Source organism: Streptomyces albiaxialis (assembly GCF_039530985.1).
GTDB classification, from domain to species: Bacteria; Actinomycetota; Actinomycetes; order Streptomycetales; family Streptomycetaceae; genus Streptomyces; species Streptomyces albiaxialis.
The window spans coordinates 345662-363931 of sequence record NZ_BAAAPE010000015.1 but is presented as its reverse complement, the minus strand read 5'-3'; the positions used below and the strand labels follow the sequence as shown (position 1 = coordinate 363931).

General features: G+C 74.4%; 15 protein-coding genes and 2 pseudogenes. 12 read left to right on the top strand and 5 right to left on the bottom strand.

What is annotated here, in order from left to right; translation table 11 throughout:
* The first annotated feature begins 93 nt into the window (after window positions 1-93).
* The gene (locus ABD343_RS30815) at window positions 94-1119 is read left to right on the top strand and encodes a LacI family DNA-binding transcriptional regulator (RefSeq protein ID WP_344533109.1); all 1026 of its coding nucleotides are present in this window, start codon (window positions 94-96) and stop codon (window positions 1117-1119) included.
* Between the two features lie 61 nt (window positions 1120-1180).
* On the opposite strand, the gene ABD343_RS30810 is transcribed toward ABD343_RS30815, so the two are convergent.
* Window positions 1181-1678: a hypothetical protein gene (locus ABD343_RS30810; protein WP_344532878.1), complete on the bottom strand. Its 498-nt coding sequence runs from the start codon at window positions 1676-1678 to the stop codon at window positions 1181-1183.
* A gap of 114 nt (window positions 1679-1792) precedes the next feature.
* On the opposite strand from ABD343_RS30810, the gene ABD343_RS30805 reads away from it, so the two are divergent.
* Window positions 1793-2680 carry a glycosyltransferase family 2 protein gene (locus ABD343_RS30805; RefSeq protein WP_344532876.1) on the top strand — a complete coding sequence of 296 codons (888 nt, stop codon included), beginning with the start codon at window positions 1793-1795 and terminating at the stop codon, window positions 2678-2680.
* Here the strand turns inward: ABD343_RS30805 and ABD343_RS30800 are convergent.
* Together ABD343_RS30800 and ABD343_RS30795 are read right to left on the bottom strand one after the other, a co-directional pair.
* Window positions 2642-2927: pseudogene (locus tag ABD343_RS30800) on the bottom strand (hypothetical protein); the annotation flags it as partial. The gene ABD343_RS30805 and the pseudogene ABD343_RS30800 overlap by 39 nt on opposite strands.
* A gap of 1614 nt (window positions 2928-4541) precedes the next feature.
* Complete coding sequence (locus tag ABD343_RS30795) at window positions 4542-5186, bottom strand: GntR family transcriptional regulator (protein ID WP_344532874.1); 645 nt, start codon at window positions 5184-5186, stop codon at window positions 4542-4544.
* Between the two features lie 122 nt (window positions 5187-5308).
* On the opposite strand from ABD343_RS30795, the gene ABD343_RS30790 reads away from it, so the two are divergent.
* The 4 genes from ABD343_RS30790 to ABD343_RS30775 are packed head-to-tail and all read left to right on the top strand — an operon-like array spanning window position 5309 to window position 10296.
* Window positions 5309-6673 carry an MFS transporter gene (locus ABD343_RS30790; protein ID WP_344532873.1) on the top strand — a complete coding sequence of 455 codons (1365 nt, stop codon included), beginning with the start codon at window positions 5309-5311 and terminating at the stop codon, window positions 6671-6673.
* Window positions 6673-8292 (top strand): N-acyl-D-amino-acid deacylase family protein, encoded by a 1620-nt coding sequence (locus ABD343_RS30785; protein ID WP_344532871.1) that lies wholly within the window; start codon window positions 6673-6675, stop codon window positions 8290-8292. Before ABD343_RS30790 ends, ABD343_RS30785 begins: the two co-directional genes overlap by 1 nt.
* A 52-nt stretch (window positions 8293-8344) precedes the next feature.
* Window positions 8345-9484, top strand: coding sequence for a mandelate racemase/muconate lactonizing enzyme family protein (locus ABD343_RS30780; protein WP_344532869.1), 1140 nt, complete (start codon window positions 8345-8347; stop codon window positions 9482-9484).
* 14 nt (window positions 9485-9498) lie between these two features.
* Window positions 9499-10296, top strand: a complete 798-nt coding sequence (locus tag ABD343_RS30775; protein WP_344532867.1) for an SDR family NAD(P)-dependent oxidoreductase — start codon at window positions 9499-9501, stop codon at window positions 10294-10296.
* A gap of 71 nt (window positions 10297-10367) precedes the next feature.
* On the opposite strand, the gene ABD343_RS30770 is transcribed toward ABD343_RS30775, so the two are convergent.
* Together ABD343_RS30770 and ABD343_RS30765 are read right to left on the bottom strand one after the other, a co-directional pair.
* Window positions 10368-11705 (bottom strand): MFS transporter, encoded by a 1338-nt coding sequence (locus ABD343_RS30770; RefSeq protein ID WP_344532865.1) that lies wholly within the window; start codon window positions 11703-11705, stop codon window positions 10368-10370.
* 181 nt (window positions 11706-11886) lie between these two features.
* Window positions 11887-12615, bottom strand: a complete 729-nt coding sequence (locus ABD343_RS30765; protein ID WP_344532863.1) for an IclR family transcriptional regulator — start codon at window positions 12613-12615, stop codon at window positions 11887-11889.
* A gap of 131 nt (window positions 12616-12746) precedes the next feature.
* On the opposite strand from ABD343_RS30765, the gene ABD343_RS30760 reads away from it, so the two are divergent.
* The 6 genes and pseudogenes from ABD343_RS30760 to ABD343_RS30735 form a co-directional block, all read left to right on the top strand.
* The gene (locus ABD343_RS30760) at window positions 12747-13259 is read left to right on the top strand and encodes a MaoC family dehydratase (protein ID WP_344532862.1); all 513 of its coding nucleotides are present in this window, start codon (window positions 12747-12749) and stop codon (window positions 13257-13259) included.
* Complete coding sequence (locus ABD343_RS30755; protein WP_344532860.1) at window positions 13259-14086, top strand: HpcH/HpaI aldolase/citrate lyase family protein; 828 nt, start codon at window positions 13259-13261, stop codon at window positions 14084-14086. The genes ABD343_RS30760 and ABD343_RS30755 overlap by 1 nt, the downstream gene beginning before the upstream one ends.
* Window positions 14087-14089: 3 nt before the next feature.
* Window positions 14090-15256 (top strand): acyl-CoA dehydrogenase family protein, encoded by a 1167-nt coding sequence (locus ABD343_RS30750; RefSeq protein WP_344532858.1) that lies wholly within the window; start codon window positions 14090-14092, stop codon window positions 15254-15256.
* Complete coding sequence (locus ABD343_RS30745; RefSeq protein ID WP_344532856.1) at window positions 15256-16464, top strand: CaiB/BaiF CoA transferase family protein; 1209 nt, start codon at window positions 15256-15258, stop codon at window positions 16462-16464. The genes ABD343_RS30750 and ABD343_RS30745 overlap by 1 nt, the downstream gene beginning before the upstream one ends.
* A 39-nt stretch (window positions 16465-16503) precedes the next feature.
* Window positions 16504-17394 carry an SAM-dependent methyltransferase gene (locus ABD343_RS30740; protein WP_344532854.1) on the top strand — a complete coding sequence of 297 codons (891 nt, stop codon included), beginning with the start codon at window positions 16504-16506 and terminating at the stop codon, window positions 17392-17394.
* Window positions 17395-17536: 142 nt separating this feature from the next.
* Window positions 17537-18270: pseudogene (locus tag ABD343_RS30735) on the top strand (hypothetical protein); the annotation flags it as partial.

The following is an 18270-nucleotide window of genomic DNA, read 5'->3' as shown; positions in this document are numbered from 1 at the left end:
GCGCGGACGTACGGAACGTGCGCGACGTACGAGGGGAACGAGGAGAGACCGGTGGGAGACAGGGTCGGGGAGCAGCCTCCGAAGCGGCCGACGATGAAGGACATCGCCCGCGAGGCGGGAGTGTCGGCGAGCGCGGTGTCCTTCGCGCTGAACAACCGCGCCGGGGTCTCCCCCGGCACCCGCGCCCGCGTCGTGCGTGTCGCCGAACGCCTCGGCTGGCGGCCCCACTCGGCGGCCCGCGCGCTGTCCGGCGAGAGCGCGGGCGTGCTCGGCATGGTGCTGGCCAGATCGGCCGGGAGCCTGGGCGTGGAGTCGTTCTTCCTCCAGCTCATGTCCGGCATCCAGCGGGCGCTGGCCCCGCGCGACCACGCGCTGCTCTTCCAGATGGCCGACGGCCTGGACGCCGAGTGCGAGCTGTACCGCCGATGGTGGGCGGAGGGCCGGGTCGACGGCGTGGTCGTCGTCGACCCCCGCACGGAGGACCCGCGCCCGGCCCTGCTCACCTCGCTCGGCCTCCCCGCGGTCGTGGTCGGCGGCATGGCGGACGAGGGGGCCGGGGGGAGCGAGGCCCCGCGGCTCTCCAACGTCTGGGCGGACGACGCGGGCGCCATGGCCACCATCGTGCGCCACCTCTACGACCTGGGGCACCGGCGTGTCGCGCACATCGCCGGCGTGGCGGGCTTCGCGCACACCGAGCGGCGCATCGCCTCCCTGCGTACGGAGGCCGCGCGGATCGGGCTCGCCGACGCGCGGTCCGTCACCACCGACTACACCGACGCGCAGGGCGCCGAGGCAGCGCGCCGCCTCCTCGCGCTGCCCGCCCCGCCGACGGCACTGATCTGCGACAACGAGGTGATGGCCGTCGCCGCCGTGAGCGTCGCCGCCGAGCGGGGGCTCGCCGTGCCGCGCGAGGTGTCCATCGTCTCCTGGGAGGACTCGGTGCTCTGCCGCACCCTCCACCCGCAGCTCACGTCCCTGTCCCGCGACACGGAGGAGTTCGGCCGCCACGCCGCCGAGCAGCTCCTCGACGTCCTCACCGGCGGCCCCCTCCGCCAGGTCCGCACCCCCCTCCCGACCCTCACTCCCAGAGAAAGCACGGCCCCACCACCACCGGCCTAGGACGCCGTTCCCCAGCGCGACCGTTCGTCGAGTCGTGCGTGACGGTTCGCGTGGCGCGCGGTCACGGGCGGGACAGTACGGCTACGTCGTAGCGTTCGAGGACGGGCCGGGGGACGTCCTTCTCGTCGCGCGCCGCGGTCTCCAGGCGGGCGAGGCCCCCGCGGAACTCCTCGTCGGTGAGGTGGGTGAACTTCGACTGCGGCCTGCTGACCAGCCGGGCGTGGTATTCCGCCAGGTCCGCCGCGACCGGCTGGGCGAACGAGGTGATCTCCTCCAGGGTGAACCCGGCGGAGACGAAGTCGGTGACGACTTCGTCCTCGCCCGGGAAGCGCCGCTCGTCGCTCGCCCGGAGCTGCGGCCAGTATTCGTAGACCACCGCGTCCAGCCGTTCGCGGAACGTCGTGCGGATGATCGCCCTGCCACCGGCACGCAGCACACGGGCCAGTTCGCGGGCCGCTCGCGCGCGCAGCTCGGCCCAGGCCCGCAGTGACCCCTCGGGCATCTCGTTGCCGCGCTCGTAGGCACCGGCCAGTCGCTGATCGTCATAGACACGGCTCATGGGGCCGGTCCTCACGCAGGGTCCGCACCCGGACAAGAACGTCTCCGCGACCGGATCCCCGGTCCGGCCTCGGCCCCGACGCCGGTCCCGCCCCGGCCACTACGCTCGCGCCCCATGGTGAACCACGTACCCGCCCCGCCGCGTTACGGCGCGATCCTGCTCACGATGAACGACCGGCCCGAGGACTTCCCCCGGGCGCTGGACTCGCTGCTCGCGCAGGAGGACGTCGAACTGGAGGTGGTCGTGGTCGGGAACGGCGTGGTGCCCGCGCAGGTGCCCGACGGGGTCCAGGCGGTGACGCTGCCGGAGAACGTCGGCATCCCCGAGGGCCGCAACGTCGGGGCGCTGGCCCTCAAGTCGGAGCCCGAGCTGCTGTTCTTCATGGACAACGACGCCGTGCTGCCCGCCCCCGGGCTCCTCGCCTCGCTGGCCCGCGAGATGGCGGCGGACGCGCGCCGCGCGTACGTCCAGCCGCGCATCGCCGATCCGGACACGGGCGTGACGATGCGCCGCTGGGTGCCACGGCTGCGCGCGGGCGACCCCGAGCGCGCCGGGACCGTGACGATCATGGCGGAGGGCGTGGTGGCGGTGCGCCGCGACGCCTTCGAGGCCGCCGGGGGCTGGCCGGGGCACTTCTTCCTGTACCACGAAGGGGTGGACCTGAGCTGGAAGTTGTGGGACCTGGGCCACACGGGCCACTACGCGTCCGGGCACCTCGTCCACCACCCCGCGACCGACCCCTCGCGGCACGCGGTCTACTACCGCCTGGTGGCCCGCAACCGGGTGTGGGTCGCGATGCGCAATCTGCCGTGGCCGCTCGTCCCGCCGTATCTCGCGGTGTGGGTGCTGCTGACGCCGTCCCGCGTACGGGGCGTCGCGGCGCTCCGCACCTGGCTGGGCGGGTTCCGCGAGGGGATGCGCGGCGGCTGGGGCGAGCGGCGGCCGATGCGGTGGCGGACGGTGCTACGGCTGGCGCGCGCGGGGCGGCCTCCCCTCGTGTGACAACTGCCGTGTCCGGCGGGCGAGTTCGGCGGCGAAGCGCGTGCCGGGGGCCTCGTGCGCGACGGCTTCGGCGTCCTCGGGCGTGTCGACGTCCCGCAACACAGGCAGGTCCCGTACGGCGAGGCCCGCGCCGGTGAGACGCGCGCTGCGCCGCGCCCGTACGGCTGGTGGATATCGGGACGCCGCGCAGGAGGGACGGGTCGGGGCGGGCGAGGCCCAGCAGCCAGAAGCCGCCGTCGGCGGCGGGCGGGCCCGGCGCCGCGTTCCCAGAGGGCGACGGCGAGCCAGGCCACTCCGCCGGACGGCACGGGTCGGCCGCCGAAGTGCTGGGCGAAGGGCAGGAAGAGCCCGCCGCCCAGCACCTCGTTCCCCCTGGCTGCGACGGCGGCGTGGCCATGTTCGCGCAGGGTGCCGTGGTCGTAGGGCACCTTGCCGGACGCGTGCGGGGCGAGCGCCGGATAGCGGCCGTACTCGGCGTCGTCGGCGGCCTCCCGTACCGCCGCCCGCACCGCCACCGTCATCGGAAGTACCGCTCGACCGCCTCGCACACGAGCCCGAGTTCACGCGCGTCGAGATCGGGCCGTACGGGGAAGCAGAGCGTCTGCCGTGCCAGCTTCTCTGCGACGGGGCAGGCGCCCGTTCGGTTCCCCGGGCCCCGGAGGAGAGCGCGGGCTGGCGGGGCGGCGGCACCGGGTAGCGGACCACCGCGTCGACGCCGCTCTCCACGAGGTGGGCCAGGAGCCCGTCCCGTACGGCCTCGGACTCCGCGCGGACCTGGAAGAGGTGGTAGACGTGCCCGTCCGGCCCGTCGCCCGGGTCCTGGAAGCGGAGCGGGAGGGGCGCGAGGCGGGCGCGGTAGGCGGCGACCTCGGCGCGGGCCGTAGACGCTCTCCCAGCGGGCTCGGAGCCGGACTCCACGACGACCACGTGGTAGCTGTCGCGCGGCACGCTCTGGTCGGCGAGCGCGTGCAGGTAGGCGGCCGGGTTGCGGGTCCTGTGCCCCTCGCCGCCGCGCTCGCGGAACGGGATCACGAACGCCGCCTCGACGGGCCCCTGGGGCCGGGCCGCTCCCCCGGCCGTACGGAGGATGTCGCGGGCGCGCGGCGCGCCGAGCCCGGCGGGGCGCGGGTCGCCGTGCCGCATGCGCAGCCGCGAGGTGGTCTCGGTCCGCCGGACGAGCGCGCCGAGCTGCGGGTCGCCGTCCCCGAGGCGGGGCACGAGCAGCCGGGCCAGCTCCCGGCACGCCCCGGCGTCGGCGGGGTCCTTGGTGACGGCGGCGACGAGCGTACGGGCACGTGGGTCCGGCAGTTCGGCGAGCGCGTCGGCGACGGCCACGGCGCGGTGCGCGTCGCGCGACCAGACCCGGTAGCCGGGCGCCGCCGACTGCGCGAAGGGGGCGGAGGCGATCACGAGACTGCTCACCGCGGCGTCCGCCGGGGTGGTCGGCTCCTGGTGTCTCCAGCTCATCCGAGTCCCCTCGTCTCACGCCGCTCACACCGCCGGTGGATGACGTCTCATGCTCTGCTGAGGTCAGGGCCCCCGACAGCCCCGGTCGACCACCCACATGGAGGGGGCCGATCGGCTACGCCGTATCCGCCGGACCATGGTTGCCCCCTGCTCTGGCTACTGAGCAGGGGCTGCCCCGTGCGGTGCCTTGCAGGCCGCGGCTGCTTCGTGGCTTGTCGCGCAGTTCCCCGCGCCCCTGACGGGGCGCTCCGGGGAGCGCCCTCAAGGGGCGCGGGGAACTGCGCGAGCAACCACCCGCGGTCCGCAGCCTTGGGGGCACCTCCCTGCTCGAAGAGCTTGGGGGAGGACAGGCGGGGCAGCCCCTGCCCAGCCCTGAGGGGAGGGCGCCGCCGCGTCAGCGGCCGAGGTGGATGCCGATGTGCTCGACGACGGCGGCCCCGGCACGGGCGGCGTCACCGGAGCGGAGAGCGACGAGCAGGGCGCGGTGCTGGTCGACGACGGTGCCGGGGGTCCCGTGGTGGGGGGCGTCCCGGAGGAAGTAGGCCCGCACCCGGGGCTGGATCGTGCGCCAGATCCGCAGCGACTGGGTCTGGTCGGCGGCGGCGATGACGGCCTCGTGGAACGCGACGTCGAGATCGGCGAGGGCCTTGGCGTCCAGCGGCTCGGCCGCGGCGGACTCCATCCGCCGTACGAGCGCGTCGAGGGTCCCGAACAGCTCCTCGTCGGCCGCCTCGGCCGCCGCGCGGAACGCCGCCTTCTCGATCACCAGGCGGATCGGGACGAGGATCTCCTCGATCTCCTTCTGGGTGATCTCGGCGACGACGGCGCCCCGGTAGGGGTGGGTGACGACCAGCCCCTCCTGCTCCAGGACCATGATCGCCTCGCGGACCGGTCCCCTGCTGATGCCGTAGTGGACCGAGATGTCGCGCTCCACCAGCCGCTCGCCCGCGGCCAGTTCGCCATGGGCGATGCGGTCGCGCAGATTGCGCAGGATCCAGTCGCGCCGGGACTCGGGCGGTGACGTGGGCGGTGCCGCCATCGTGCGGGACTCCTTCGGTTCGGCCGGTGGCCACGGTAGCAGATGGTCGATGGTTGACCATCTGCCATTTGCTCGTCTACGTTCGGCGCCCTGGACCACGGGGTCCGCAGAGAGGCGGAGCTATGGAACTGACGAAGCCGGTGCACCCGGAGAGACCGGAGCGGCCGACCGGGCGCACGGACGGTGACGGCGGCGATGGCGGTGACGGCGGCGGCCGGGGCGTGCCGGGCAAGGTCACGACGGCGGCGGTGCTGGGCACCGTCCTGGAGTGGTACGACTTCGCGATCTACGCGTCGATGGCGGCGGTGATCGGGCGGCTGTTCTTCCCCTCGGACGATCCGACCGTCTCGCTGCTGGTGACGTTCGCGTCGTACGCGGTCGGGTTCGTGTGCCGTCCGCTGGGCGCGATCGTCCTCGGGCGGCTGGGCGACCGCGCCGGGCGCCGGAGCATGCTCGCGGTCACGATGGTGATCGTCGGCGCCGCGAGCGTGCTCATCGGGCTGCTGCCGACCCACGCCTCGGCGGGGATGCTGGCGCCCGTGCTGCTCGTGGCGCTGCGGATGGTGCAGGGCCTGGCGGCGGGCGCCGAGTGGACGGGCGGCGCGACGTTCCTGATCGAGTACGCCCGCACGGGCCGCCGCGGGCTCTACTCCGGCGTGGTGCAGGCCTCGACCGTGGCGGGCTTCCTGCTGGGCACGGGCGTGGCCATGGTCGTCGTGCGGCTCATGTCCGAGGCGACCGTGGACAGTTGGGGCTGGCGCGTGCCGTTCCTGCTGGGCGGGGTCGTCGCGGGGGTGGGCCTGTTCGTCCGCCTCAAGCTCGACGAGTCCCCCGCCTACCGCGCGCTGCGCGAGGCCCGGGACGAGGAGGACCGGCCCGAGACCCCTGACGACCCGGAGGCGGCGGGGGCGACGCGGCGGAGCTGGGTGCTGGTGCTCGGGATCGTGTTCGGGGTGACCCTGTACGGGTACACCGCGACGAGCTTCCCCGCCTTCCTCGACGCCGTCGGCGCCCTCTCGCTCGCCGACGCGCTGACGGCCAACGCCGTCGCGCTGCTGATCGAGGTGCCCCTCATCGTCGCGGCGGGCGCGCTCTCCGACCGGATCGGGCGCAAGAGACTGATGGGCGGTGCGCTGGCGCTCTACGCCCTCGCCACGTACCCGGTGTTCCTGCTCGCCACGGGCGGCACCTTCGCCGGGGCGCTGGTCGGGCAGATCGTCTTCGTCGTGCTGTTCGCCGCCGTGTCCGGGCCGATGGCCGCGCTGTTCGTGGAGCTGTTCCCGACCCGGGTGCGCTCGACCGCGTTCTCCAGCTCGTACAACATCGGCGCCGCGGTGTTCGGCGGGACGGCGCCCTTCGTCAACACGTATCTCGCGACGACGACCGGCGTCGGTGTCGCCCCCGCGTTCTACCTGGTCTTCGGCGCGCTGGTCTCGCTCGCCTTCCTCAGCCGGGTGCGCGACCGCCACAAGGAGGAGCTGCGCTGATGCCCACCACCGAATTCCTGCTCTCCGGCGGCCGGGTCGTCGACGGCACGGGCGCCCCCGCACGCCGCGCGGACGTCGCCGTACGGGACGGGCGGATCGTCGCCGTCGGCCCGGAACTCGCCGCCGCAGCGGCCCGGCGCGTCGACGTGACCGGCCTGACCGTCGTGCCCGGCTTCATCGATCCGCACAGTCACAGCGACTGGTCGGTGCTGGGCAACCGGGACGCGCAGAGCACGATCCGGCAGGGCGTCACGACCGAGGTCGTCGGGAACTGCGGGGTGACCTACGGGCCGCTGGCCGACGGGGGCGCCGGCGAGGCGCGCCGCGCCCTGCGCGCGTACGGCTACGAGGGGCCGGTCGACTGGCGGGCGTTCCCCGAGCTGCTGGACGCCGTGCACCGGCGGGACGGCGGCACGGCGCAGAACCTGGCGTGGCTCGTCGGGCACACGGCCCTGCGCGACGCCGCCGGAGTGCGCGGCCCCGACCCGGGCGCCGACGGGCTCGCCCGGATGTCGGCGCTGCTCGACGAGGCCATGGACGCGGGCGCGCTGGGCATGTCCAGCGGGCTGGAGTACGGCTCGGGGCGGGACGCGACCACCGGCGAACTCGCCGGGGTGGCGCGCGTGCTGGCCCGGTACGACGGGATCTACGCCAGCCACATCCGCAACCGGGACGCCCACCTCCTGGACGCCGTCGGGGAGTTCCTGGCCGTGGCCCGGCAGAGCGGGAGCGGCGGACTGCGGGCCCAGCTCTCCCATCTCAACGTCCGGCACGACACGGGCGCGCCCGACGGCGCCTGGCACGACGCCGTCGAACGGCTCGCCGCCGAGCGGGACGCCGGGCTGGACGTGCTCGCCGACATGACGCCGTACCCGCACGGCATCGGGCTCGCCACCGGGCTGCTGCCCTCCTGGCTGCTGGCCGACGGCCCCGCGGGCGCCGCGCGGGCGCTCGACGACCCCGGGGTGCGCGGGCGGCTGCGCCGGGACTGCGACCGCTACTGGCGGTTCGTGCACAAGGGCCAGTGGGACAGGGTCGTGCTCGCGACGAGCCCCGCGACGCCCGAGCTGGAGGGCCTGCCCTTCCCGGAGATCGCCGAGCGGCGCGGCCAGGACTGCTGGGAGGCGTTCTTCGACGTGCTGCGGGCCGCCGGGCCCGACATGGGCGCCGTGCAGCTCATGGGGCGGCTGTTCACTCCCGAGCATGTGGCGGAGGCGGTGGCCCATCCGCTGTTCTGCCTCGGCGTGGACGGCTTCACCAGTCGTACGGAGGGCCCGCTCGCGGCGCGGACCCGGCACCCGCTGTTCTTCACCGGGCACGTCCACTACCTCGCGCACCACGTGCTGCGGGCGGGGACGCTCGGACTGGAGGAGGCGGTACGGAAGATGACCTCCATGGTCGCCGACCGCTTCCGGCTCGCGGGGCGCGGCCGGGTCGAGGCCGGGCACCACGCCGACCTGGCCGTGCTCGACCTCGACGCCCTCGCGGCCGAGGACACGTTCGCGTTCACCGGCACGTACGCGGCGGGCGTGCCGCATGTGCTGGTCAACGGCGAACTCGTCGTCCACGACGGCCGTCACCTCGGCACCCGCCCCGGCCGCTACCTGGCCGGGCGCTGACACCCCCGCATCTGCGGCACCCCGCATCTGCGACACCCCCCGAAAGGACACCATGAAGATCATCGACGTCAGGGCGACCGGACTGCGCGGCGCCACGCCCGAGGGCGGCTGGCAGGACGAGCTGGCGCAGGACGACGTCGTGCACACCCTCGTCGCCGTCCACGCCGAGGACGGGCACATCGGCATAGGCAGCGTCTTCACCAGCGAGGAGCTGGTGCGCGGCGCGCTGGAGGTGCTGCGGCCGCTGCTGAAGGGGGCGAGCGCGCTCGAACCCGAGCGCACGAGCGAACGGCTGCACCGCGCCACCTTCTGGCTGGGGCGCGGCGGTTCGGTCACCCACGCGATCAGCGGCGTGGACACCGCGCTGTGGGACATCCTCGGCAAGGTCACCGGGCAGCCGGTGGGGCGCCTCCTCGGCGGCCGGTACCGCGACCGGGTCCGGCCGTACGCGTCCCTGCTGATGGACCGGCCCGGGCCGCTGCGGGACCACCTGCTGGCGCTGCGCGAGGCGGGCTGGACGGCATTCAAGATCGGCTGGGGCCCGTTCGGCCGCCACGACGCCGCCCTCGACGAGCGCATCGTCGCCGCCGCGCGCGAGGCCGTCGGCCCCGAGGCGGCGCTGATGGTCGACGCGGGCGCGAGCGACAGCGCGTGGAGCCAGGGGTACAAGTGGGCGCTGCGCACCGCGCGGATGCTCGACGGGTACGGCGTGGCCTGGTTCGAGGAGCCGCTGCCGCCGGACGCGCTGGAGGACTACGCGCGCCTGCGCGAGCACGCGCCCGTCGCGATCTCCGGCGGCGAGGTCCTCACCCGGCGGCAGGCGTTCCACCCGTGGATCGAGCGGGGCGCGCTCGACATCGTCCAGCCCGACGTCACCAAGGTCGGCGGCATCAGCGAGCTGCGGCGCATCGGCTGGGCGGCGCACGACCACGGCGTGAAGCTGGTGCCGCACGGCTGGAACACGGCGGTCGGGCTCGCGGCCGATCTCCAGCTCGCCTCGGCGCTGCCCGACACGGACCTGGTCGAGTACGTCACGGGCTCGCCCTACGTGGACGACATCACCGCGTGTCCCTGGCGGCTCGACGAGGACGGGATGCTCATCATTCCGGAGAGGCCCGGTCTGGGGATCGAGGTGGACCCGGACAAGCTCGCCGGGTACGCCGACGCCGACCACCTCCTCGCCCCCGCGTGAGACCGGAGGAAGCGATGACCCCACCGGAAGCCCCTTCCGCCGTGCCGCCCGCGCTGCTCGTGACGGGCGCCGGCTCCGGGATCGGCGCCGCGAGCGCGCGAGCGGCGGCACGGAGCGGCTGGTTCGTCCACGCGGCCGACGCCGACGGGGACGCCGTGTCCGCGACGCTCGACGCCGTACGCGCGAGCGGCGGGGACGGCGCGGCCCATGTCCTGGACGTCACCGACGACGGCGCCGTCGAGCGCGTGTTCGCGGCCGTCGGGCGGGGTCCGGGGCCGCTGCGCGGCACGTTCACCGCCGCGGGCATCGATCACGGGGGCCTCGCGCACGAGCTGGACCCGGAGCGGTGGCGGCGGGTGCTGGAGGTCAACACGACGGGGACCTTCCTCGTCGTCCGGCAGGCGCTGCGGGCGATGATGCGGGGCGGCGGCGGGAGCGTCGTGCTGTGCGGCTCCCCCGCCGCGCAGGTGGGGTTCGCCGCCGGGGGCGCCACGGCGTACGGCGCGTCGAAGGGCGCGATCAGCTCGATGACGCGCACCCTCGCCGTCGACTACGCGCGCCACGGGATCCGGGTGAACGCCGTCGTGCCCGGCCCGACGGAGACGCCGCTGATGTGGGCGGGCGTACCGCCGGAGGAGGTCGAGCGGGCGCGTGCCCAGGTGGCGCGCGAGGTGCCGCTCGGGCGGATGGCGCGGCCCGAGGAGATCGCCGCCTCGGTCCTCTGGCTGCTCTCGGACGGCGCCTCCTACACCACCGGCTCGCTCATCGGCTGCGACGGCGGGGTGCTGGCGAAGTCCTCGGTCAGCGTCTGAGCCCGGGCGCCGCCCGCCGGGCGGGCCGGGTCACTCGATCAGGCCGAGCTTGATCGCGGTGACCGGCGGCCTCAGTTGAGGTCCGGGCCGTGCCTCCTGCTCTGGTCGCAGGCGGCGCCGACGCCGATGAACAGGGCGCCCGCGACGAAGAGCAGCGAGACACCCCAGGTCGCGTGGCCGGGCGCGGCCTGGACGATGCCGAGCGCGGCGAGCGGCGCGAGCCCGCCGGAGAGCGCGCCGCTGACCTCCCGCCCGGTGCCGAGCCCGGACGTACGGACGCGGGTGGGGAACTGCTTGGCGAGGAAGGCCCCTTGGGCCGCGAGCATCAGCGGGACGACGATGCCGGTGGCGAGGGTGAGGTCGAGCCAGATCAGCCAGTGGTTTCCGGTGTCGAGCAGCCAGAAGAAGGGGAAGGCGAGCAGCCCCGTGGCGACGGCGCCGGTGATCACGAGGGACTTGGCGCCGACCCGGTCGGCGAGCCGTCCGGCGAGCGGCGCGGTGACGATGGCGCAGGCGCTGGCGATGCTGATGCCCATCGAGCCGACGCTGGCGGCGACGTCGCGGAAGCTCGTGAGGTAGGCGAGGGAGAAGGTCTTGAAGACATAGCTCACGCCGTTGTATCCGGCGGTGACGGCCATGACGACGGCGAGCCCGCGCCAGTCGCTCCGGACGAGTTCGAGGAGCGGCGACCGCCGCTTCCTGACGCGCCGGGCCTCGCGCACGGCCCGCTCGAACTCCGGGGTCTCGGGCACGCGGCGGCGCATCCAGAAGCCGATGCCGACGAGCGCGAAGCTCAGCAGGAAGGGGATGCGCCAGCCGAAGCCGTAGAGGAAGCCGTCACTGGTGCTGGTGAGCACGGTGACGGTGAGCGAGGAGGCCAGCAGTCCGATGTTGACGCCGAGCGCGGGCCAGGCGCCCTGCCGCCCGCGCCGCGCGGGGTCGGCGTGCTCGTACGCGAGCGCGATGGCGCCGCCGAACTCGGCGCCCGCGCCGAGCCCCTGGAGCAGCCGCAGCACGACGAGGAGTACGGGCGCGGCGATGCCGATGTCGGCGTAGCCGGGGAGGAGACCGATGCAGCCGGACGATATCCCCATCAGCAGAAAGGTCAGAGAGAGCACGCGGTTGCGGCCGATGCGGTCGCCGAGCGCCCCGAAGAGGATGCCGCCGACGGGCCGAGCGAGGAAGCCGACGGCGAAGGTGGCGACGGAGGCCATGGTCCCGGCCATGGCGTTCCCGGAGGGGAAGAAGACCTTGTTGAAGACCAGGGCCGCCATCGAGGCGTAGAGGTAGAAGTCGAACCACTCGACGGCGGAGCCGACGACGACCGAGACCCCGACCCGCTTCCCGGGGCTCCGGGCCGACTGCTCCTGCCGCTGCCTGACGTCGTCGCTCAACGTGCCACCGGCCATGGGCTGTTCTCCGCTCGTCGGTGAGGCGGGGGGGGCGGGGTTCGCACTTCCGAGTTCGTATTTACGAACGCCACATCGAATATCCGGATGCTAAGCAGCCCGTTCGAAGAGCGTCAAGGGATGTGTCCCGGCATGCGAACGGCCCTCCGCGCGGGCAGCGGAGGGCCGGGAAGGGGGTGCGTCAGCTCGCCAGGCGGGCCGCCGAGGCGGCCGTCGCGGAGGTCAACGCCTCGGCGATGACGGGCAGTTGGCCGAGGATCCGGGTCGTCGGCCCGGCGACCGCGATCACCGCGCGGACCTCGCCGCCCACCAGGATCGGGCGGGCCGCCGCGCTCACGTCGGGCAGCGTCTCGCCCCGGTTGAACGCGACGCCCTGGGCGCGGACCTCGGCCAGTTCGGCCCGGGCGGCGGCGCGGCGGGACTCGTCCTCGACCGTCGCGTCGAGATACGCGTCGCGGCGCCGCGCGGTGCGGTACGCGAGGATGACCTTCCCGGCGCTCGGCGGATAGAGCGGGCGGCGGGTGCGCAGCGGTGCCGAGTAGCGGATGAGCTGCTGGGACTCGGCGGCGGCCACGTAGATCAGCGAGTCGCCGACGGCCGTGCCCAGCATCGCGGTCTCGCCGAACTCGTCGCGCAGCGCCTCCAGGCTGGGCCGCGCGGCCTCCGTGACGTCCGGGGCCGAGGGCGCGAGCAGGCTGCCGAGGGCGGGCCCGAGCCGGTAGACCCCCCGGTCCTCGATCAGGTAACCGGTCGAGACGAGCCCCTTGACCAGCCCGAACACCGAGGACTTGGGCGCGTCGAGCGCCTGCGCCAGCTCGTGCATGCGCGCGCCGCCCTGGCGCGCGACGCGCTCCAGGATGCCGGTGACACGGCTGACGGTCCGGTGCTCCTTGGCGACGGGCTCGCTCACGGACTGCTCCCCTTCGGGCCCTCGGGTTCGTATACCCGAACCGTATCGCGTCCTTGACCGGCCCTGACCACCCTCGTAGTGTGCCGGATATCCGACTCATGAATCGTATATACGAACAGAGGCGAGAGTCCGTGAGCGTGCCGGAAGAGCGGGAACGGGAAGTGGTCGCCCAGCGCGGCCTGTTCTACGAGGAGCTGCGGCTGGGGGTGACGTACGCGCACAGCCCCGGCAGGACCGTCGGCGAGGCGGACAACACGCTCTTCTCGACGCTGACCATGAACCCGCAGGCCCTCCATCTGGACGCGGTGGCCGGTGCCGCCACGGAATTCGGCGAGCGGCTGGTCAACAGCCTCTTCACGCTCTCCACCCTCGTCGGGCTGAGCGTCGCGCAGCTCACCCAGGGCACGACGGTCGCCAATCTCGCCTTCGGCGAGGTCACGTTCCCGCGCCCGGTCCGCGTCGGGGACACGCTCTACGCCTCGACCGAGGTCGTCTCCAAGCGCCTCTCGCGCTCGCGCCCCGGCACGGGCGTCGTCGAGTTCGCGCACACCGCGCGCGACCAGCACGGCGAGACGGTCGCCACGGCACGCCGCACGGCGCTGATGCGCTGCCTGCCCGCGGAGTCCGGGCAGGAGGCGCGCTGATGGGCGTCCTCGACCACGGCCCCGCCCTGCTCTTCTGCCCCGGCGACCGCCCCGACCGGTACGCGAAGGCGCTCGCCGCCGCCGACGCCGTGATCCTCGACCTGGAGGACGCCGTCGCGCCCGACGCCAAGGAGACGGCCAGGGCGCTGGTCGCCGAGGCGGCCCCGGCGTACGGCGACCGCGCGCTCGTCCGCGTCAACCCGCCCGGCACCCCCTGGCACGAGGCCGATGTCGCGGCGCTGCGCGCGGCGGGCGTACGGACGCTGCTGCTGCCCAAGGCCTCGGGGCCCGGCGACCTCGCGGCGCTCGACGGCTTCGCGGTCGTCGCGCTCTGCGAGAGCGCGGCCGGGATCCGGCACGCCTGGACGATCGCGGACGCGCCCCACTGCGCGGCGCTGATGTGGGGCGGCGAGGACCTGATCGCCGACCTCGGGGGGCGTACGTCCCGCGACGCGCACGGCCGCTACCTGCCGGTCGTGGAGCAGGCGCGCTCGACCGTGCTGCTCGCCGCGGGCGCCGCCGGGCGGCCCGCGATCGACACCACGCACCTCGTCCTCGACGACCTCGACGGGCTCGCGGACGAGGCGGCGCGGGCGGCCGACTCGGGCTTCGCCGCGAAGGCGTGCGTCCATCCGCGCCATGTCCCGGCGATCCGGACCGCGTTCGCGCCCACCGAGGACCAGACGGCCTGGGCGCGGGACGTGCTCGCCGCCGCCGAGGGCGAGCGCGGCGTCTTCGCCTTCCGGGGCCGCATGATCGACGCGCCGCTGCTCGCCCACGCCCGCGCCATCGCCGAACGAGCAGAGCACGTGACGGAGGGGAACTGAACCATGGACTTCCAGCTCACCGAGGACCAGGAGGCCATACGCCGCGCCGTGCGCGAACTGGCGGGCCGCTTCCCCGACGAGTTCTGGGCCGAGCACGACGAACAGGGCAGGTTCCCCCGCGCGTTCTACGACGCGTTCGCGGACGGCGGCTGGCTCGGCATGGCGATCCCCGAGGAGTACGGCGGCGGCGGGCTCGGCATCCTGGAGGCCGCGCTGCTGCTGGAGGAGGTCGCCGCCTCGGGCGCGGGGATGAACGGGTGCAGCACCATGCATCTGACGATCTTCGGCCTCAACACGATCGTGAAGCACGGCGGCGAGGAGCTGCGCCGCGAGATCCTGCCGGGCGCCGCCGACGGCTCCCTCCACGTCTGCTTCGGCGTGACCGAGCCCGACGCGGGCACGGACACCACCCGCATCTCGACCGTGGCGCGGCGGGACGGCGACGACTACGTGGTGCACGGCCGCAAGGTGTGGATCACCAAGGCGGGCCAGTCGCAGAAGATGGTCCTCATCGCCCGCACCACGCCGCGAGAGGAGGTCGAGAAGCCCACCGACGGCATGTCGCTCTTCCTCGTCGACCTCGACTCCGACGCCGTGCAGTTGCGCGCGATCCCGAAGATGGGGCGCAACGCGGTCTCCTCGTACGAGGTCGTCCTCGACGGGCTGCGCGTCCCCGCCTCCCGCCGCGTCGGCGAGGAGGGCAGGGGCTTCCGCTATCTCCTCGACGGCCTCAACCCCGAGCGGATCCTCCTCGCCCACGAGGCGCTGGGCATCGGCCGCGCCGCGCTGCGCCGGGCCGTGCGGTACGCGGACCAGCGCGTCGTCTTCGGCCGTCCCATCGGCCAGAACCAGGGCGTGGCCTTCCCCCTCGCCGAGGCCGCCACCCGCCTGGACGCCGCCGAGCTGATGGCCAGGAACGCCGCCTGGCGTTACGACCATGGGCTGAAGTGCGGCAAGGAGGCGAACATGGCCAAGTGGCTGTGCGCCGACGCCGGTTTCCAGGCGGCGGACGCGGCCGTCCAGACGCACGGCGGAATGGGATACGCGAAGGAGTACCACGTGGAGCGCTACTTCCGGGAGTCGAGGCTGCTGCGGCTGGCCCCGATCAGCCAGGAGATGATCCTCAACTACGTGTCCACGCACGTCCTCGGCCTCCCGAGGTCCTACTGATGCCCGCCCCGAGCGCGCTGGCCGGCCTGCGCGTCCTCGACCTCTCCCGGGTGCTCGCGGGCCCGTACTGCGCGCAGATGCTCGCGGACCACGGCGCCGAGGTGATCAAGGTCGAGCCGCCCGGCGGCGACGAGACGCGCGGCTGGGGCCCGCCGTTCACCGGCGAGGGCGAGGCCCGTACGAGCGCGTACTTCCAGAACCTCAACCGCAACAAGAAGAACATCGTCCTCGATCTCTCGACGGACGAGGGCCGCGAGGTGCTCGGCACGCTGCTGCGGGACACCGACGTGCTCGTGGAGAACTTCAAGGCGGGCACCCTCGCCAAGTGGGGCTGGCCGGACGACGAGCTGCGCGCCCGTTTCCCCGCCCTCGTCCACTGCCGCGTGACCGGCTTCGGCACCGACGGCCCGATGGGCGGACAGCCCGGATACGACGCGGTGCTCCAGGCGTACGGCGGGCTGATGAGCGTCAACGGCGAGGCGGGCGGCGAGCCGCTGCGCGTCGGGGTGCCCGTGGTGGACCTGGTCACCGGCATCCTCGCGTTCTCCGGGGTGCTGCTCGCGCTGCACGAGCGCAACGCGTCCGGGCTCGGCCAGCTCGTGGACTGCACCCTGCTCGACACGGTCGTCAGCCTGCTCCACCCGCACTCCGCGTCCTGGCTCGCGGACGGCCGCGTCGCCCGGCCCGCCGGTTCGGCGCACCCGACGATCGCGCCGTACGACTCCTTCGAGGCGGCCGACGGGCCGCTGTTCATCGGCGTCGGCAACGACCGCCAGTTCGCCGCCCTCGCCCGCGTCCTGGAGGCCCCCTCGCTCGCCGGGGAGGCGCGCTTCGCCACCAACCCCGACCGCGTGCAACACCAGGAGGCGCTGCGCGCGGAGCTGGCGCCGCGCGTCGCGGGGTGGAAACGCGCCGACCTCACCGCGCGGCTCGTCGCCGAGGGCATCCCCGCCTCGCCCGTCCACGACGTCTCCGAGGTGCTGACGGCCCCCCAGGTCCGGCACCGGGGCCTCGTCGTCGAACAGGACGGCTACCGGGGCCTCGGCACGCCCGTCGCCCTCACCCGCACCCCGGGGACGGCGCGTTCCGCCCCGCGCCCGGCCGGTGCCGACACCCGCGCGGTCCTCGCGGACGCCGGGTACGACGACGGCTGGATCGAGGCGGCCCTCGTCTCGGGGGTGGTGCGTGCGGCGCCGCCCGGCGCCTAGGGTCGGGAGGGCCCCGCGACCCTCGACGAAGGGACAGCCATGGCCTCGATCCCCTCGAACCCCGCCCGCGACTCCGGCTTCGCCCCGCCGCCCGAGGAGGTCGGCGCGATGTACGACGAGACGGGCGAACTGCTGGAGATGGTGCAGGGCCGCACGGCCCTGCACGTCGGCATGTTCGTCCCGCCCGGGAACACCAAGCCCCTCGCCGGGCTGCCCGACCTCATCGACGCGGCCCAGGACCGGCAGACGGACTATCTGATCGGGGCCACAGAACTCGCCGCCGACGGGCACCTCCTCGACATCGGCTGCGGGACGGGCGGCCCGGCGGTGCGGCTCGCGCGGAGCAGCGGCGGCCGGGTCACCGGGATCACCGTGAGCAAGACGCAGGTGGACAGGTGCCGCGAGCGGGCGCTGGCCGCCGGGCTCACCGGCCGCGTCGCGTTCCAGTACGGCGACGCGATGGCGATGGGCTTCCCCGACGCGACGTTCGACGCTGCCTGGGCCGTCGACTGTCTGTGCCACATGCGGGACCGCGCGGCGGCCCTCGCCGAGGCGTACCGGGTGCTGAAGCCCGGCGGGCCGCTGCTCCTGACCGAGTTCACGCTGCGCGGCACGCCCCCGGAGGAGCAGCTCGCCGCCTTCACCCGGATGTGGAGCAGCGGTGTCCCGCGTACGCTCCCCGAGGTGCTCGGCGAGGTCCACGAGGCGGGGTTCCGCACGAGCGAGGTCCTCGACCTCACCTCCAACATGCGGGTGTCGGGCGAGCTGATGGGGGTGATCTTCGAGGACCGCCGGGCGGAGATCGAGGAGCGGTTCGGGGCCGAGGCGACGGAGCGGGCCGGTGTGCTCATGGAGCCGTTCCGGGCGTTCTGCCAGGGGCACCTGGAGTACCACCTGTGGAAGCTCCGCAAGCCGGAGGCGCCCGCGTAGCCGCGTCCGCGGCTGTCCGATGCGGCGTAGATCGCGCGTAGATGGCGCCCGCGAGGCTGCCGTACGTGCCCGGATTCTGCTACGTCCTCCCCACGGGCCTCCAGGCCCGCAGGACGTCTCGGACACCGGGGGGGCGTGCCCTATGAGCACCGTCGCGAGCGGTTCCGGCGCACGGGCGCCGTACACGGACCCGACGCTGGGCGTCCCCGTCACCACCTCGTGGCGGGGCGAGCCCCGTCACCGCCTCGTCACGGTCGGGGACTCGCTCACCGAGGGGTTCCAGAGCTGCGCCGTCTTCCACACGGACCTGTCGTACCCGGCGGTCATCGCCCACGAGCTGGGCTGGGCGGAGAGCTTCCGCTTCCCCACGTACGACGGCTGCGGCGGGCTGCCGCTCAACCTGGAACTGCTGCTGCGCGACCTGGAGGAGCGCTACGGCAAGAAGGTCGACTGGTGGGAGACGGCTCCGGCGCTCTTCCGCGCCCGCCGGTTCATGGACCGGGTCGAGGACTACTGGGAGCGCGGGCCCGGCACCGCCGTGTCCGGCACGACCGCGATCCACCACAACCTCGCCGTGTTCGGCTGGGACCTCGGCGACGCGCTGGTGAAGTCCGCCGACGTGTGCCGCAAGAAGATCGCCGCGCCCCATGACGACCTGGTGCGGCAGATGGTGAGCGACGCGGGCGAGCGGGCGGCGCTGCGCGCCCTGCCGACCCGGCCCGCCGCCGCGGGCGCGCTCACCCAGCTCGGCGCCGCCGCGGCGCTGGGCCGCGAGACCGGAGCCGGGGCCGGGGGCCGGTGCCCCCGGGGGGGGCGGAGGGCTACCGGGGCGCGTGGGCGCCGGTCATGTGGGCGGCGAGGTCCTCGGGGCGTATG